The 15,779-nt window shown below is 36.4% G+C and carries 19 protein-coding genes; 7 read left to right on the top strand and 12 right to left on the bottom strand.

The genetic code is table 11. The annotated features are described in order from the left end of the window. Positions 1-111 precede the first annotated feature (111 nt). Entirely contained in the window at positions 112-792 is a 681-nt protein-coding gene (locus AB3M96_RS13570) for an SIMPL domain-containing protein (RefSeq protein ID WP_412968156.1), read from the top strand. Between the two features lie 170 nt (positions 793-962). Beyond that, on the top strand, positions 963-1,703 hold the full coding sequence (locus tag AB3M96_RS13565; RefSeq protein ID WP_412968155.1) for a glucosaminidase domain-containing protein: 741 nt from the start codon (positions 963-965) through the stop codon (positions 1,701-1,703). An 85-nt stretch (positions 1,704-1,788) separates the two neighbouring features. On the opposite strand, the gene AB3M96_RS13560 is transcribed toward AB3M96_RS13565, so the two are convergent. The 3 genes from AB3M96_RS13560 to AB3M96_RS13550 all read right to left on the bottom strand — a co-directional run bounded on the left by AB3M96_RS13560 (position 1,789) and on the right by AB3M96_RS13550 (position 4,117). Continuing rightward, positions 1,789-2,511 carry a CBS domain-containing protein gene (locus AB3M96_RS13560; protein WP_412968154.1) on the bottom strand — a complete coding sequence of 241 codons (723 nt, stop codon included), beginning with the start codon at positions 2,509-2,511 and terminating at the stop codon, positions 1,789-1,791. A gap of 149 nt (positions 2,512-2,660) precedes the next feature. Continuing rightward, positions 2,661-2,819, bottom strand: coding sequence for a DUF2639 domain-containing protein (locus AB3M96_RS13555; protein WP_412968153.1), 159 nt, complete (start codon positions 2,817-2,819; stop codon positions 2,661-2,663). Positions 2,820-3,940: 1,121 nt separating this feature from the next. After that, a complete protein-coding gene (locus AB3M96_RS13550; RefSeq protein WP_412968152.1) occupies positions 3,941-4,117 on the bottom strand; it encodes an H-type small acid-soluble spore protein in 177 nt (58 codons plus the stop codon). Between the two features lie 129 nt (positions 4,118-4,246). Between AB3M96_RS13550 and AB3M96_RS13545 the strand changes: the two genes are divergently transcribed. Further along, positions 4,247-4,495: an atypical membrane-integrating protein (Mistic protein) gene (locus AB3M96_RS13545; protein WP_412968151.1), complete on the top strand. Its 249-nt coding sequence runs from the start codon at positions 4,247-4,249 to the stop codon at positions 4,493-4,495. Between the two features lie 47 nt (positions 4,496-4,542). Further along, positions 4,543-5,535: a potassium channel family protein gene (locus AB3M96_RS13540; protein ID WP_412968150.1), complete on the top strand. Its 993-nt coding sequence runs from the start codon at positions 4,543-4,545 to the stop codon at positions 5,533-5,535. 44 nt (positions 5,536-5,579) lie between these two features. On the opposite strand, the gene AB3M96_RS13535 is transcribed toward AB3M96_RS13540, so the two are convergent. The 3 genes from AB3M96_RS13535 to AB3M96_RS13525 form a co-directional block, all read right to left on the bottom strand. After that, positions 5,580-5,984, bottom strand: a complete 405-nt coding sequence (locus AB3M96_RS13535) for a YugN-like family protein (RefSeq protein WP_412968149.1) — start codon at positions 5,982-5,984, stop codon at positions 5,580-5,582. Between the two features lie 154 nt (positions 5,985-6,138). Further along, positions 6,139-7,485 carry a glucose-6-phosphate isomerase gene (locus tag AB3M96_RS13530; protein ID WP_412968148.1) on the bottom strand — a complete coding sequence of 449 codons (1,347 nt, stop codon included), beginning with the start codon at positions 7,483-7,485 and terminating at the stop codon, positions 6,139-6,141. Between the two features lie 162 nt (positions 7,486-7,647). After that, on the bottom strand, positions 7,648-8,811 hold the full coding sequence (locus tag AB3M96_RS13525; RefSeq protein WP_412968147.1) for an iron-containing alcohol dehydrogenase: 1,164 nt from the start codon (positions 8,809-8,811) through the stop codon (positions 7,648-7,650). Between the two features lie 158 nt (positions 8,812-8,969). On the opposite strand from AB3M96_RS13525, the gene AB3M96_RS13520 reads away from it, so the two are divergent. Continuing rightward, a complete protein-coding gene (locus AB3M96_RS13520; RefSeq protein WP_412968146.1) occupies positions 8,970-9,200 on the top strand; it encodes a DUF378 domain-containing protein in 231 nt (76 codons plus the stop codon). Positions 9,201-9,771: 571 nt separating this feature from the next. Here the strand turns inward: AB3M96_RS13520 and yugI are convergent. The 3 genes from yugI to AB3M96_RS13505 form a co-directional block, all read right to left on the bottom strand. Then, positions 9,772-10,176 carry a S1 domain-containing post-transcriptional regulator GSP13 gene (gene yugI, locus AB3M96_RS13515; RefSeq protein ID WP_412968145.1) on the bottom strand — a complete coding sequence of 135 codons (405 nt, stop codon included), beginning with the start codon at positions 10,174-10,176 and terminating at the stop codon, positions 9,772-9,774. Between the two features lie 449 nt (positions 10,177-10,625). Continuing rightward, positions 10,626-11,801, bottom strand: coding sequence for an aminotransferase (locus AB3M96_RS13510; RefSeq protein ID WP_412968144.1), 1,176 nt, complete (start codon positions 11,799-11,801; stop codon positions 10,626-10,628). Then, positions 11,798-12,298 carry an Lrp/AsnC family transcriptional regulator gene (locus AB3M96_RS13505; protein ID WP_412968143.1) on the bottom strand — a complete coding sequence of 167 codons (501 nt, stop codon included), beginning with the start codon at positions 12,296-12,298 and terminating at the stop codon, positions 11,798-11,800. The genes AB3M96_RS13510 and AB3M96_RS13505 overlap by 4 nt, the downstream gene beginning before the upstream one ends. A 154-nt stretch (positions 12,299-12,452) precedes the next feature. On the opposite strand from AB3M96_RS13505, the gene AB3M96_RS13500 reads away from it, so the two are divergent. Further along, entirely contained in the window at positions 12,453-13,283 is an 831-nt protein-coding gene (locus AB3M96_RS13500) for an alpha/beta fold hydrolase (protein ID WP_412968142.1), read from the top strand. Between the two features lie 104 nt (positions 13,284-13,387). Here the strand turns inward: AB3M96_RS13500 and AB3M96_RS13495 are convergent, their stop codons facing one another. Together AB3M96_RS13495 and AB3M96_RS13490 are read right to left on the bottom strand one after the other, a co-directional pair. Then, positions 13,388-13,648, bottom strand: coding sequence for a DUF1871 family protein (locus AB3M96_RS13495; RefSeq protein ID WP_412968141.1), 261 nt, complete (start codon positions 13,646-13,648; stop codon positions 13,388-13,390). 21 nt (positions 13,649-13,669) lie between these two features. Further along, positions 13,670-13,921: a hypothetical protein gene (locus tag AB3M96_RS13490; protein ID WP_412968140.1), complete on the bottom strand. Its 252-nt coding sequence runs from the start codon at positions 13,919-13,921 to the stop codon at positions 13,670-13,672. A 97-nt stretch (positions 13,922-14,018) separates the two neighbouring features. On the opposite strand from AB3M96_RS13490, the gene kapB reads away from it, so the two are divergent. After that, positions 14,019-14,405: a kinase-associated lipoprotein KapB gene (gene kapB, locus AB3M96_RS13485; RefSeq protein WP_412968139.1), complete on the top strand. Its 387-nt coding sequence runs from the start codon at positions 14,019-14,021 to the stop codon at positions 14,403-14,405. A gap of 44 nt (positions 14,406-14,449) precedes the next feature. Here the strand turns inward: kapB and AB3M96_RS13480 are convergent, their stop codons facing one another. Next, positions 14,450-15,772, bottom strand: a complete 1,323-nt coding sequence (locus AB3M96_RS13480) for a C40 family peptidase (RefSeq protein WP_412968138.1) — start codon at positions 15,770-15,772, stop codon at positions 14,450-14,452. Positions 15,773-15,779: the final 7 nt, after the last annotated feature.

The raw sequence follows: 15,779 nt of genomic DNA, 5'->3' as shown, positions 1-15,779 counted from the left end.
GTTAGTTAAACAATTGTTTTATTGAATGATTTATAGTAGGAAATGGATATACACTTTCCATTCGTATATTTAATACATTATCTTGTAGGTATTTTAAAGGAGGTGTTTGTAATGTTTTATCCACAACCTTGGACTAGAAATACAGTTGGCAACTCTCAATCAAACAATCACAGCAATGTTATAAAAGTAACAGGCGAAGGAACCGTTTCTGTTACTCCGGACATGGCTACCGTAACTCTTGGAGTGATATCGGAAAACAAAGACCTTACGACAGCACAACAAGAAAATAATCAACAAATGACACAAGTCATCAATTCATTACTTCAATTAGGAATTTCTAGTGAATCAATAAAGACAACAGATTATCGGATTGAAATGGTATATGATTATGTAGATTCAAAACAAGTATTGCGCGGTTATCGTGTAATCCATATGTTACAAGTGACAACCAAAGACATTAGCCAAGTAGGGGTGATAGTAGATACTGCAGTAAGCAATGGTGCAAATACTGTATCAAACATAGAGTTTTCTATTACAACCCCTTCTACTTATCAAAACAAAGCATTAACAAATGCACTTTCTAATGCAAAAGGTAAAGCTGCTGTATTAGCAAATGATTTGGGCGTAACTCTACAATCAATACCATATAAAATTATTGAGTTAGGCCAAGCTCGTCCCCCAATTCCTTTTCAAACAACGATGTTTGCAATGAGTGAGGCTGCTACCCCAATACAACCGGGTGAACTAAGAATAACTGCTACAATTGAAGCTTATTTTACATTTATTAGCTAAATAATGTAAAAAACCCATCATTACTTTGATGTTGGGTTTACATAGATACTATCTGAATTTTCTAACCAATGGTCATCCTTTTATAATGTCGCTGTAATATTTATGTCATTTTAATATGTTACGATAACTTTCGAGATAGGAAAATGGACTCATGAAGGAGGAAGGATACAATGAAATTCTCAACTCTAACAAAAAAACGTCACCCCCTTCTCTTTATTGGTGGATTCGTAACTGTACTGATTATTAGTATTTTTGTATCTAACCACTATACTGATGCTAAAGCTGAAGCTGAAGCTAAAGCTAAAAATATTCAACAACAAGAGGAAGCAAAAAAAGATGAGATAAATAATATAGATGAGAAGAAGCAAACGAAACAGAAAGTTGTAAAAGCATCTAAGAACTATAAAGTAGAGCAAAACACCACTGCTCCAATTACAGCTGAAGAATTGGACAAGCATTTAAAAGGAAATCTGAAAGGATTAGGAAACGTTTTTGTTGAATCAGGAGAAGAACAATCGATTGATCCAGTATTTCTGGCAGCTTTAGCTGCACAAGAAACAGGTTGGGGAGACTCTGATATTTCACAAGCTCCATGGAATAATATTGGTGGCATTACATGTATGCCAGAAATTTATGGTGATGTTTTCGGAGAAGATTATCTAAATCCTGGCTGTGAAGAATTAGTACAAGGGGGAACAAAGTGGCAAAAGTTTCTTTCAATCGAAGATAGCATTAAATTTAAAGCTATCTACTTGAAACAGTACTATGTAGAAGACGGTAAAGAAACAATCGGTGAAATTCAAACAGCGTATGCACCAAATAATGCTTCCAACGACGCAACAGGTCTAAATAACCACTGGGTAAATAATATTGTTTCCATTATGAATAATGTGAAGGAAAATCAAATTTAACTCGTTTTAGGAAAGAATAAACTTCTTTCCTATTTACATTTTTGACAAAGCTCGGTATTTCGCCGAGCTTTTTTAGTATTCTTATTTAGTTAACCATATAATCAATTTTAATCGTATCCCATGAAGTGATTATTCCTAATGGCTTTTCATCTGTTTTTCCATTTTCGGTTATGATAACCGCCTCTAATTTTTTCCCATGAGCATGGCGCTTTTCAAATAAAGCTTCTACATCGAAGATATCACTGTCTTTATGTAAAAAATCAATAAGATGCTTTGTCTCATATGGAACAACCTCACTTACTCTAATATCTGAAAGATCAATGATATTTTCTGCAAGGTGCTCCGCCATCCACTTTATAATAGCCCCCGCTGTTAATAAACCCACACATGTTCCATTTTTAAAGATTGGAAACTTTGTATAAGTCTTTTTATTCATTGCAAGAACAACATCTTTTATCGATGAATGATAATTAAAATAAAATACCGGACTGTTTGAAATGGATAAAGCAGTTATCGGCATCTCAAAATGGTCAGCAATTTCCTCTATTTGTCGAACAACATCTTCATGTGGCTCAGCGATATAAAAATCAGCTCGAAGCTTTTCATGCACTATGGCATTTCGAAGCTTCGCAAATTGATAAAGCTCATCCTTGTAGGTACGAATTATTGCGTGCTTTTTTGCTCCTTGAGTAACTAGATGGCCAAATATATCACTAGCTCCTTGATTAACCATTTTACTAAGTGCTTTATGTATACGATTGAAAGCTATTTCAAATCGCTCTGATAGATTTATATTAACGGTTTCCATTATTCAAATTCCTCCTACAGCTCCTGTATAATATTATAACTTTACTTACAAGGAGATGAGGAGACTAAATTTTAATTTTTAACTGTGTTTTTTGGGGAATTCTAGTAAATGAAAAAAGTAGCCTTTTTACTGGCTACTTACCTAGAAATCTATTTATTTGTTTCTTTATCAGCTACTAGATCAAAATACAATTTTCTTAGTGCCGCAGTTTTATAGGTTTCTAGTTTCTTTCTTTCTACTGGATGCTGATGTACACCATGCTCTTTTAATTGTTTCACATACCAACCTTTTGAACCTGGATAAGCCATAATCATTCCCCTCTCATATTTGCTTGTCCTAAATGTATGCATAAAAACGATAAACAATGCCTGTTTTCTCATTTTTATAGATAAATTTCATGTTCAAAAAAGTTTTTTTATAAAGTTGTGAAACCTTTTAAAATTTATCTCGTCTACATATATGAAGTTTTCATTTCTCTCTTTTGCCCCTAATTACTCTCTCTAAATTAGGGGCCCTTTTAAACCGTTACCCCTATTATTTATATATATTGTAGAGCCTCTAGAAGTAATTTCTAGAGGTTTTTACATGTCCAATTGTATGAATGACTAGTAAAGAGTGAATAGTATTAGAGAGAGGTGATACTGTGAAAAAGGAAACCATTGGATGGATTATTACTGGTCTTGTGATTACTTTTTTCCTAGCATCGTTCTTTTACTTTAGTTCGGATATTTTCGAAAAGTATATTTCTGGTTTTTGGGATTAAAAAAAGCTCCATTTTCTCTATTGGCAGCTTTTTTTCTGTTTCTATACATTCCTAATGGCTTATTTCTAAAAGATTGTTATTTTCGTTGTTTTCTTAGAAGGTGTAAGGTACAAAGTTTGGTGATTTCCGCTCCTGGTACTCGCTTTCCGCGGGCGGACCGTGAGCCTCCTCAATGAAATGCCGAAGCGGCTCGACCAGAAACGAGGAAATTGGCCGCCAATAACGCCACGTCCTGTGGCGATGGCGGCACTAGCACATCCTGTGCGTCGGAGACTCCGATAAAGAAAACTCGGTGACTGCCGAGCCTTTAGGCGAAGTCAGAACCGTAGTTGCCCTTATAAGGTAAGAAAGTATTTTATACTTTCTTACCTTGCAAAAGAGGCGTCTTTTGCCTCTGACGGAGAAGTTGAAATTTCTCGAGTTTCTAGCCGCTGAAGCTAGACACGTCGCTATGCTCCTGCTGGGTCTCACTTGGTCACGCTATTCCCGCAGGACTTTGAGAAGCTCCTTTGAATTCTCCCACGCACGAAGAAAATGCAAAGCATTTTCGAGGAGTCTCGTACCATGCGCTACAATCACCCTTGTAAAATCATTTTTTCATCTCCACATAACCACCCGAGAAGATAATAAATAAAACGGCCTTCCTAATACACTTACGACCCTTAATTAAACTTCTTCTAATTCTTCAACTGGCACCGTGTTTTTCTCATGCTGTCTGTCACGTAAATGAACAGTACATGTCCCCTGCTCATCGCAATTATCAATCCAAACAGAAGCACCATTATAGTGCACAGTTATATCTGCAGATGAAGATAAAATTTGTTTTGCACGACGTATATCCACTCTTATCACTCCATTAATTTATTATCTGTATAACCATTATTAGTTTTCTAATTCCAAGGAATTTTATGCAAAAAGAGAGGGTTATTGGTACACACTAAAAGAAAGAAGTATGAGAAATAGGAGAATAACATGAAACTAAATGAATCTGAGAAAAAATCATTAAGCGATTCAATTGATAAACTAAATGAAGGTCTTGATGTAGTTATTCAATTCTATAATGAAGCTGAAGAAGATAAGCCGCTAATTGAATTTGAACAAGAAGTGATTGAGGCGATTGAAAAAGCAAAATCAACATTTGGTGAGGAAGAAATCACAAGAAGAATAAATAACATCATTAAAGAGATATTTGCCTTTCTTCCAAAAGATGATGAAAAGTAACAACTTTAAATTCTTGCTTTGTCATCTTTTAGAAAGGAGGTTTCGCCATGTTTGCTAATGTTGTAACTAGTTTCTTTAAGCGATCCATCTTAGCAAAAATCATTTCAATTGTTTTGATTGTCATAATTGGTTTCGGTATTTTAATTCATATAATTGAGCCTGAATCATTTCCTACCATATTCGACGGTATTTGGTGGGCCATCGTAACTGCAGCAACTGTTGGTTATGGAGATTTTGTACCTGTGTCAACAGCCGGTAGAGTTGTTGGTGTTTTACTAATTTTTATTGGAGTTGGTATAGTTACAAGATACTTTGCAGCAATCTCCACATCGACATTAGTTACACAAAATGCTTATATCGAAGGAACATCTGCTTTTACAGGTAGGAAACATATCGTAATTATCGGTTGGAACGAAAGGGTGAGAGAAACTATTTCTCTCCTCCAAACACCAGGCAAAGTGATTGATATCATTCTTATAGATGAATCCCTTGAGAAAAATCCAATGCCAGCTAACCATTTCCATTTTATTAAAGGAAACCCCACTCATGATGCAACACTAAACCAAGCAAATATTAAGGACGCAGATATGGTCCTTATTACCGCTGACCAAAGTAAAGATGAAGTGCAAGCAGACATGATTTCAATTCTTACCCTACTAGCTATTAAAGGATTAAATCCTGATATATATAGTATTGTTGAAATACTTACTACACAGCAGGTAAATAATGCGAAGCGTGGTGGAGCCGATGAGATTATTCAAACCAATCGTGTTTCTAGTTTAGTTATGGTCAACAGTATTCTTTCACATGGTGTTTCTGATGCTTTACTTGCCATGTTAGTTGATTTAAAGGGATGTAAGCTGCAGTTTTTTGAAGCAACCTTTGACTTAATTGGATTGACCTTTCAAAAGAGTAACGAAACACTTCTAAAGGAAGGAAAACTCCTAATTGGTATTAAACGCGCTGATGATATTATCATAAATCCCCCTCTCGCACTAGAAATTAGAAAAAATGATCACTTGTTAATTATTAAAAATTAACCATTAGAAAAAGGATTCTCTGGTTGGAGAATCCTTTATTTAATCTAATCTAATAATTTGGTTTCAAGCTCTTCAACAAGTGCTTTTCCCAATTCCACGTACTTAGAAGGGAACTCTGCATCTGGCGTTTCCGGTTCTTGGAATTGATTAATTGCTGCTGAAAAGTTTCCGATAACAGCATCGTCATCTGTACCAGCTTGGAATTGGTGTGAAAGGAGGAATGGTCTAGCTAGCTGCACAACCGCACCATCCTGATCTAACTGTCCATCAACTGCACCAAATGGAATTCGTAAGTACTGATAACCATCTTCAGCAGATATTTTATAATCAAAATATCCATGATCATAATCCCAGTTGCCACCAATTGCATACCCTAATGGCTTTAGTTCTTTTTCTAATTTAAATAATTGGAAGGTTTCTCCCTCGAGTCTTGAAGGAATAGGAATCAATCTAAACAACCCCTTTAATTGTGTTTAGCTGTACCACTTAAATCAGGTTCAAGCTAAAAACAAGTTAATCTTATTCATACGATTATGTTGTCCAAATTGAGTTAAGTTTACTAATGAAAAAGAGATTCTCATTATGAGAATCCCTTTGGTTATATTAAAGACGTTTTTCTAGTTCTGCTTTCTTTTCCTCAAAACCTGGCTTACCTAGTAATGCAAACATATTTACTTTATAAGCTTCGACACCTGGTTGGTCAAATGGATTTACTCCTAATAAGTACCCGCTCATTGCACATGCTTTTTCGAAGAAATACACTAAATAACCAAAAGTGTATTCATTTAACTCTGGAACATGAACAATTAGATTTGGTACTCCTCCATCCGTATGAGCTAGCATTGTACCTTCAAATGCTTTCTTATTAACGAAATCCACAGATTTTCCAGCTAAATAATTAAGGCCATCAAGGTCATTTTCTTCTTCTTCAATAAATAGCTCATGACGTGATTTTTCAACATGAAGTACAGTTTCAAACAGATCACGGCGACCTTCTTGAACATATTGACCTAATGAGTGTAAATCGGTAGAGAAGTTAGCTGATGATGGGAAAATCCCCTTTTGATCCTTCCCTTCACTTTCTCCAAATAATTGCTTCCACCATTCTGAGAAGTATTGTAACCCCGGTTCATAGTTAATTAGCATTTCAATCGTTTTCCCTTTGTTATATAAAGCATTACGCACAGCCGCATATTGATAAGCAGGGTTTTCATCCAGTTCAGATTTTGCGAAATCCACACTTGCTGCCTGAGCACCCTTCATCATTTCCTCAATATTTGCTCCACTAACGGCAATTGGTAATAAACCAACTGCTGTTAATACTGAGTATCGGCCTCCCACATCATCAGGGATTACAAAGGACTCATACCCTTCTTCAACTGCCAACGTCTTTAACGCGCCACGTGCTTTATCTGTAGTAGCATAGATACGTTTACGAGACTCTTCCTTGCCATATTTCTCCTCTAAAAGCTTACGGAAGATACGGAAGGCAATTGCTGGTTCTGTTGTTGTTCCTGATTTTGAAATAACATTGATTGAAAAATCTTTACCTTCAAGTAAATCCATTAAATCCTTCATGTAGGTAGAGCTTATGTTATTACCTACAAATACAATTTGAGGTGTTTGACGTTGTACTTTTGAAAGCGAGTTATAAAAAGAATGGTTTAGCCATTCAATTGCTGCTCTTGCTCCTAGATAAGAACCACCAATACCAATTACAAGTAAAATATCTGAATCAGATTTTATCTTCTCAGCACTTTTTTGAATTCGTGAAAATTCTTCCTTGTCATATTCCGATGGAAGGTCTACCCAACCCAAATAGTCATTACCTGCTCCAGTTTTTTCATGTATTGAATGATGAGCTACTTTAACAGCATCACGTAAGTATGTAAGTTCATGTTCTCCAAAAAATGTTAAAGCTTTTGAATAATCGAACCGCACATGTGTCATTTTGATTTCCTCCAACCTCTTTTTTTCAAAGCCACTTTCACTTTAACGAATGTGACTTATGAAATCAAGCCACTACATAAAGTGTAAGCGGAACCAATTTGAAGATTTTATTACGAATTAATAAAAGCCCATACATTAGTATGAGCTTTTTACTAAATCAAATTACAGGGAAGCCTTTAAAATTTCATAAGAGTCTTCTTTTGTAAGCTTCTTAAATCTACCGAATTCGCCGAACGCTACTGTTTTCTCTGCCATTAATTCTAATTTTTCATCATTAATGTCATAATCAGCTAATCTAGAAGGAGCCCCGATACTATTCCAGAATTCACGTAGTTTCTCGATACCCTCTAATGCAACTTCACGATCTGACTTTCCATCTGTGGAGACATCAAATACGCGTACAGCCATTTGTTTGAAACGATCAACATTTTCATCAAGAGTATGCTTCATCCAATTAGGGAATATAATTGCCAAGCCTCCGCCATGTGGTATATCATAGACCGCTGACACCGCATGTTCAATATTGTGAGTTGCCCAATCTCCGCTATACCCCATATTTAACATGCCGTTTAAAGCTAAAGTTCCGTTTAATAAGATTGTTGCACGATGTTCATAATTCTCAAGGTCATCCAATAGTTTAGGAGCTGTTTCAATCACTGTTCGTAAAATAGACTCACACCAACGGTCCTGTGTTAATGTGTTTGGTTCATGATGGAAATAATGTTCAAACACATGCGACATCATATCGACCATTCCGTATATAGTTTGGTCTCTAGGAACGCTATATGTATTAACAGGGTCTAAAATTGAAAACTTAGGAAAAGTAACTGGACTTCCCCATCCATACTTTTCATTTGTTTCCCAGTTAGTAATAACAGAACCTGCATTCATCTCAGATCCAGTTGCAGCAAGAGTTAGTATGGTTCCAAAAGGAAGTGCTTCTTTCGCGGCAGCTTTACGAGTCATGAAATCCCAAACATCACCATCATATTTAGAACCTGCAGCAATTGCTTTCGTACAGTCAATGACACTACCACCACCAACAGCTAGGAGGAATTCTATTCCTTCATTCTTACAAATCTCAATTCCCTTTTTTACTGTAGTTAAACGAGGATTGGGTTCTACTCCAGGGAGTTCATGTACTTCAGCACCAATCTCACCTAGCAGACCCATAACCCTGTCATATAGACCGTTTCGTTTTATACTGCCACCACCATATACGACTAACACCTTTTTTCCATACTTTGGTACTTCATTCTTAAGTTGTTCAACTTGGTCTTTACCGAATATTAGCTTAACTGGATTATAATATGTAAAATTTTGCATTAACAACGCCTCCTATAGAAAATTATGGTCAATTCAAGATTATTTGTAAAGTATATAGCTTTTCATATAATTTCCCTTACAAAATTCCTCATGCATATTTTATCTTTTTTTACTAATCATAAAAACGTAACTAATTTTATCCAAGAGGAGGATATTTAATGAGTACAATTCAACGTATTGCACTTGTTTTAACTATTATTGGAGCACTAAATTGGGGCTTAATTGGACTGTTCCAGTTTGATTTAGTTGCGGCAATCTTTGATAGCCCAGCGTTTCAACGAATCATCTACAGTCTTGTTGGTCTCGCAGGATTAATTAATATCGGATTGTTGTTCAAGAATAATGAAGCAACTGAACGATCAACTGAACCAAACCCAAGTAGAACTTAATAAGAAAAGCGCAAGCGCCTTGGAATAAGGAACATCGACTAAATATCCGCCACGTCCTGTGGCGAACGTCGATGTCAGCACATCCTCGAAAATGCTATGCATTTTCTTCGTGCGATGTCTATGCTTCCGTAGCCTTCCTTGTCCTGTGCAAGTCCGACAAGCGCTGGCCGGCTAAAGTCGCCACTTCCTGTGGCAACGCCGGCACTAGCACGTCCTGTGCGTCGGAACCCTGACTTGTCCAGCTTCTGCGGCTAGAAACTCGAGAAATTTCAACTCCTCCGTCAGAGGCAAAAGACGCCTCTTTTGTCGGAGTCTCCAATTTTCTCGTTTCTGACCAAGCCGCTTCAGCATTTCAGTGAGGAGGCTCGAAAAAAAGCAAAGCTTTTTCCCTGCGAGGTTTATCCTCACGAAGCATTCCTTAGTGTTGCCGCCGCAGGAGGGGTGAAGCGACCTCGAGGGACTAGGCGCTGGAGCTAGACACCGAAAACTCGGTTGAAATTTTTATACTTTCTTATCAGTTAAAGAAAAAATGAAAGGAGGCAGTCGCTTTAAGCACTGCCTCCTTTATTAATTACTTTTTAATTAAATCGTCACGATTAGACTGTTCAATCCACTCTTCAAGCTTATCTTTTAAAGTATTAAAGCCCTGTGGAGTTTCCGCAGTCTCATGTTGTACTTGTGCAGGACGCTTTTTAGGCTTAGCTGCTCTAGGAGCTGCAGGCTTTTCTGGCGCCTCTTGAGTTGCACGAATTGAAAGACCAATTTTGCCAGCCGCTTCATCAATTGATAAAACCTTCACATCAACCTCATCGCCAACTTTTATATGCTCGTTAATATCCTTAACAAAACCATGAGTTACTTCTGAGATATGAACCAAACCTTGAGTATTTTCATCTAACGCAACAAAAGCTCCGTACGGTTGAATACCTGTAACTTTACCTTTAACGACACTTCCTACTTCAATCTTCTCTGACATGGTAACACTCCTAAACCTTTAGTTTATATACCTTTACATATACGCAATAAAAAATTATAACACATATCTACTGTTTATTCAAAAATGAACGTCTGCGCATCTATTAGATTTACCATTATCAGAAAAAAATATGAGGGATTTTATTTACCATTAACTACTGCATAGGCATGTATGGCGCCTTCCTAACACCATTAATTTCCAGTGAATAAAATTTCTCATTCCTTATTTAGGACTTGTTCATCTCTTAGACTGATTTCTTAAGCATGTATGTTTGAAGTAAACTTTCTTTGGTTATACTAGTTTCAAAGGCTTTCTAGTATTCCCCCTTTTGTATGTTGGACAAAACCATTCCCGGTTTTGTCCCTTTTTGTTTTGAAGAGCTTTAAGTCAAATCAATTTGAGGCTCAGCATATGCTAAGCCCCTGACATCTAGATTGACACTTCTCTATTTAGAAATTTTGATTGTTTAAAAATCTTCCTATTCGCTTTATAGCTTCTCGCAGTTGCTCTAATGAAGAAGCATATGAACAACGAATATAACCTTCTCCACTTTCACCAAAAACATTGCCAGGTACAACTGCCACCTTTTCGGTCATTAATAAACGTTCAGCAAATTCCTCAGATGATAATCCAGTACTTTTAATACTTGGAAAAGCATAAAAGGCACCACCGGGTGTATGGCAAGGTAGACCAATCTCTTGTAATGATGAGACAAAGTAATTACGTCTTTGGCGATAACTTTTTCTCATCTGTTCAACTTCAGGCATTCCATTTTTTAGGGCTTCTATTGCACCATATTGAGCCATTGTAGATGCACACATCATTGTATATTGATGGATTTTGAGCATTGCCTGTGATATTTCTCTTGGTGCGGCAGCATACCCTAATCTCCAGCCAGTCATAGCAAATCCCTTTGAGAATCCTGATACAAGTATCGTCCTTTCAAACATTCCAGGAATACTTGAAAAGCTGGTGTAAGATTCTTCATAGGATAACTCTGCATAGATTTCATCTGAAATAACAAGTAAGTCATGCTTTTCTACAATTTTTGCGATATCTTCAAGCTCTTGTTTTGAAAGCATCGTTCCCGTTGGGTTATTGGGAGAACAGATAATAATTGCCTTCGTACGAGAAGTTACTACCTTTTCAATTTCTTCTGGCTGTAGCTTAAAATCATTTTCACTTTTCGTGTGAACGGGTATTGGTACACCACCTGCCAACGTAACTAACGGACCATATGATACAAAAGTAGGTTCGACAATGATTACCTCATCTTCCGGGTCGACTATGGCACGTAATGCCAAATCTAACGCCTGGCTTCCTCCGACAGTCATAATAATTTCAGATTCCGGGGAATACTCTACATGAAATGACTTTTTCAAGTATTTCGAGAGTTCTCTCCTTAGCTCTATTAACCCTGCATTCCCGGTATATGATGTCAACCCTTCTTCGAGTGAAAGAATGCTTGCTTCCCTTATTGACCAAGGCGTGACAAAGTCAGGCTCTCCTACACCCAGAGAGATGACTCCTTCCATATTAGCTGCCAAATCAAAAAATCGTCTGATACCTGAGGGTTTTAAACTCCTTACAGTTTGTGACAAATACTTAGATGTTTCGGTGGTCATGGTGTCACCACAATTCGTTTATCTTCGTCGCCTTGATCAAAGATAGTTCCGTCATGCTTATATTTTTTCAAAATAAAATGAGTGGTTGTTGAAAGTACAGAATCTAAAGTCGATAATTTCTCTGAGACAAAATTTCCAACTTCGGACATTGTTTTACCTTCAATAATCACTGAGAGGTCGTATGCACCTGACATTAAATATACAGATCTTACTTCTTTAAATTTATATATTCTTTTAGCAATCTCGTCAAAGCCAACTCCTCGTTTCGGTTGAACCTTAACATCAATCATTGCTGTAACTCCTTCGTGACCTTCTACCTTCCGCCAGTCAACAATTGTATTGTACTCGACAATGATCTTTTGCTCTTCTAATTTTGTGATAATATCTTCAACTTCTTTTACACTCTTTTCTACCAACTTAGCGATTGTTTCTGTGGGAATTCTTCCATTTTTCTCAATAATCTCGAGAATTTCAATCTCATTTTCCTGTAAAACCATTTTGGTCACTCCTAGAGATAATGAATTTTCCAATTATTATACCAAACCTGAAATCATATATAAAAAATTTTTTTATTCAATTACCTCTTTATGAGTTTTTCTTAAGCCTTTGGTAAAAAATAGCGGTAGTACTTTAGAGGTGAGGTAAAATATTATGTTAACGCAAGAAATCAACGGCATTAATATACATTATCAACTTTATAAGAATGGTGATAAACCAATTCTAGTATTATTACATGGATTTCTATCCTCATCATTTAGTTATCGAAGACTTATTCCTTACTTAACAGAGAAATATACCGTTCTATCGGTCGACCTTCCTCCTTTTGGAAAAACTGAGAAATCAACTCAGTTTACTTATTCTTATACCAATATTGCATCAATTGTTATTGAGCTAACTCGCTTACTTAACTTTTCAAAAGTGAATTTAGTAGGTCATTCAATGGGCGGTCAAATTTGCCTATACATTGCAAAACAAAGGCCGAAGCTCGTCGATAAGATAATATTACTATGTAGTTCGGGTTATCTAAAACGAATGTCAAAATCATTAATATACTCTTCTTACCTACCTTACTTTCACTATATTGTTAAGCGAAAGTTAGCAAAACAGGGAGTCATACATAATCTAAGAAATGTCGTACACAATCATGCTTTAATCAATCAGGAGATGATCGAAGGTTATACTGAACCATTCCTAGACAACAGGATATTTATGGCGCTGACGAGGATGATTCGCCATCGTGAAGGAGATTTATCTCCGGAAGATCTCATTACCATAACTAATCCGGCCTTATTAATCTGGGGGGAAAAGGATCGTGTTGTGCCTATATCTACTGGAAAAAGACTTCATAAAGATCTTCCTAATTCCAAGTTCATTTCTATTGAAAATACTGGTCACCTAGTACCTGAAGAACGACCTGAAGAAGTGTTTCATTATATTAATCAATTTATTGAAAAGGGATATGAATTGGGGGCATCTGAATGATAGCAGTGCTTTTTTTGCTTGAGTACACTACGACTTCAATGTACATAAAGCATAAAAAGGTGTGAACTCACATTGAGAGCTCACACCTTTTTTCCTTATTAAAGTCAAATCTCACAAGAAGCATTATTCTTTATAGCTAGTAGCTCTAATGCCATTGTTTCACATTCCTTTAATGGAATGATTTCTTCGAATGAGAATTCATAGATCGTCTGAATTTTTCTTGCTAGTTTATTTGGCTCATCAAGTTGATGAATAGCTTGTAGTACATCTACTGCTTCCGTTTCATAAGAACCCATTCCATAACCTAGTGGGTCCCATTCCTGTAAAATAATCATTATGTGTATATTTGCTTGTTGGTTTTCCATGACATCACCTAATCGAAGTCCTTACTTGTTTATGTTTTTACTTTCATTCTTTAATATACTTTGTTCCAACTCTTCTGCTTTTTTTTGTTCTTTTTTGGAATGATTTATGAAAAAACGCATAGCCAAAACAGCTAATATGACAAAAATAATACTTGTAAAAAGTGCTGGTCCGTATTCAGATTTATCCTCAGGAAAGTAAAGGAATAAGTTTAAAATAGCTTGTAGCAGCATTTTCACACTACCTTTCAAAACAATAATTAATAACTTGTTCATTATAGCATAGTCTAAGTATCTGCGCATTCATAGGTGTTTCACCATTACTACTTACAATATATAATAGAAATGAAACTTTGAAAGGAGTTGATACTATATGAGCAAAGAAGAGTTTAACCTTGGAGATATTGTTACCGGTATATATAAAACAGGCAAATATATTGGGGAGATTACTAATATCCGTCCTGAACATTATCTTGTAAAGGTAAAGGCTGTTTTGAGACACCCTATGCAAGGAGACATTCATTCACCTAAAGATGTGAACGTTCCTCTTTTTCAAGAGCGCAGAGCGCTTGCTTTTAATGAGCAGACAAATGTGCCGAAAAAAATGGTTCGTCACTTCGAGGGAGAAATACCAGATTATAAAATGTCATTACAAGAATCTGTACATACTATTAAACATGAACTTGAGACAGAAGCTACGGAATGGGCACTTCGAAGTCTTGAGAATATTAAAACGTTAGAGAAAGATTATTTTAAATAATGGAAAGCGGAATGACTACAGACTAGTCATTCCGCTAAACCTTTTTAATATACTCTCTTTGCCCCAACATAATATTTTGACCAATAAGAGTTATCCATTGATACCACAGCTATCCCTTTAGAAGAGGTTGCTGAGATAAATTCATTGTTTCCAACATAAAATCCAACATGTGATATCCTGTTCGGATCGTCGACAGCAAAGAACACAAGATCCCCTGGTTGAAGGTTTGCTTTAGATACAGTTGTTCCCATCCGGTAATAATCCCCTGACGTTGTTCTTGGAATATCAATCCCATGTTTAGCATGCATAAAGGAAACAAATCCCGAACAATCAAATCCTGCAGTTGTCGTTCCACCCCATTTATAGGGAACACCTATAAAATTATATGAATCCTTTACAAGTGCGGCTAGGACTTGTTCACGATTACTAACTCCAGATTCACTTTGGGCCTCTCCACTCACTTTTAACACTTGTCCAATTGATAATGTAGTACTTGTTAGGTTATTTAATCTTTGTAGTTCTGTAGCACTCATATTATACTTTCTGGCAATTCCGTATAAGGTGTCCCCACTTTTGACAGTATAGGTTGAATCGGGAACTTGTTGACTAGGTGAGTTACTTGCAGTTCCACCGATTTGCAAGGTCTGTCCTACGAATATTTGAGACGAGGTGAGGTTATTATTTTTCATCAATTGATCTACACTTGTATTCGAGCGCTGTGCAATGGAATATAAAGAATCTCCAGGTTGTACAGTGTAGGTTGATCCTTGAACTTGAGTAGGGCCAGTGGTACTTGTTACCCTGAATGACTGACCGATATGGATTGTATTACTTGTTAGATTGTTTAACTGTTTTAACTGATCCACACTCATGTTATAGGTATTTGCTATTGAATAGAGTGTATCACCCGCCTTCACAGTATAAGAGGTTGCTGTAGGTGCTGGTGTATCATTACTAATAACTAGTGTTTGTCCTGGATATATCATATCACCCGTTAGATGATTAAGCTGCTTGATTTGGCTAACTGAGACATTGTACTGTTTTGCTAACCCATATAACGTATCGCCACTTGAAACGGTATGTGTTTTTTGGCTCTGTGAACTCGCATTAATACTCTCCGCTTGAGCTGATGGAGATTGTCCCCCAACTAGTGAAACAGTCGCAATAACAATTGACCCCATTACAACTTTAACAACATTAGGATGCAAATTAGGTATCCGTTCCTTCAGATACACTCTTATGCTTTCATTCAGATGTTGTTTTTTCCCGTTGTCTTGTACACCTAGTTCACTTGAAAACTCGTGTAAATGAGGGTCGATAAATAATGTCAAGGTATTATCATTTTCAATTTTATGACCAATAAACATAATTGCA

The sequence above is a fragment of the Ferdinandcohnia jepli genome, assembly GCF_047246645.1.
Lineage (GTDB): Bacteria > Bacillota > Bacilli > Bacillales > Bacillaceae_L > Ferdinandcohnia.
The sequence above is the reverse complement of the archived record's forward strand: the minus strand, read 5'-3'. Positions and strand labels throughout refer to the sequence as shown.

Bases quoted from the DNA above. Each gene is read 5' to 3' on its own strand.
- AB3M96_RS13565 (WP_412968155.1), top strand. From the start codon at position 963: ATGAAATTCTCAACTCTAACAAAAAAACGTCACCCCCTTCTCTTTATT.
- AB3M96_RS13480 (WP_412968138.1), bottom strand. From the start codon at position 15,772: ATGTTTATTGGTCATAAAATTGAAAATGATAATACCTTGACATTATTT.
- AB3M96_RS13495 (WP_412968141.1), bottom strand. From the start codon at position 13,648: ATGGAAAACCAACAAGCAAATATACACATAATGATTATTTTACAGGAA.
- AB3M96_RS13510 (WP_412968144.1), bottom strand. From the start codon at position 11,801: ATGACCACCGAAACATCTAAGTATTTGTCACAAACTGTAAGGAGTTTA.
- AB3M96_RS13505 (WP_412968143.1), bottom strand. From the start codon at position 12,298: ATGGTTTTACAGGAAAATGAGATTGAAATTCTCGAGATTATTGAGAAA.
- AB3M96_RS13570 (WP_412968156.1), top strand. From the start codon at position 112: ATGTTTTATCCACAACCTTGGACTAGAAATACAGTTGGCAACTCTCAA.
- AB3M96_RS13555 (WP_412968153.1), bottom strand. From the start codon at position 2,819: ATGGCTTATCCAGGTTCAAAAGGTTGGTATGTGAAACAATTAAAAGAG.
- AB3M96_RS13500 (WP_412968142.1), top strand. From the start codon at position 12,453: ATGTTAACGCAAGAAATCAACGGCATTAATATACATTATCAACTTTAT.
- AB3M96_RS13525 (WP_412968147.1), bottom strand. From the start codon at position 8,811: ATGCAAAATTTTACATATTATAATCCAGTTAAGCTAATATTCGGTAAA.
- AB3M96_RS13545 (WP_412968151.1), top strand. From the start codon at position 4,247: ATGAAACTAAATGAATCTGAGAAAAAATCATTAAGCGATTCAATTGAT.
- AB3M96_RS13540 (WP_412968150.1), top strand. From the start codon at position 4,543: ATGTTTGCTAATGTTGTAACTAGTTTCTTTAAGCGATCCATCTTAGCA.
- AB3M96_RS13490 (WP_412968140.1), bottom strand. From the start codon at position 13,921: ATGAACAAGTTATTAATTATTGTTTTGAAAGGTAGTGTGAAAATGCTG.
- AB3M96_RS13560 (WP_412968154.1), bottom strand. From the start codon at position 2,511: ATGGAAACCGTTAATATAAATCTATCAGAGCGATTTGAAATAGCTTTC.
- AB3M96_RS13520 (WP_412968146.1), top strand. From the start codon at position 8,970: ATGAGTACAATTCAACGTATTGCACTTGTTTTAACTATTATTGGAGCA.
- AB3M96_RS13530 (WP_412968148.1), bottom strand. From the start codon at position 7,485: ATGACACATGTGCGGTTCGATTATTCAAAAGCTTTAACATTTTTTGGA.
- yugI (WP_412968145.1), bottom strand. From the start codon at position 10,176: ATGTCAGAGAAGATTGAAGTAGGAAGTGTCGTTAAAGGTAAAGTTACA.
- kapB (WP_412968139.1), top strand. From the start codon at position 14,019: ATGAGCAAAGAAGAGTTTAACCTTGGAGATATTGTTACCGGTATATAT.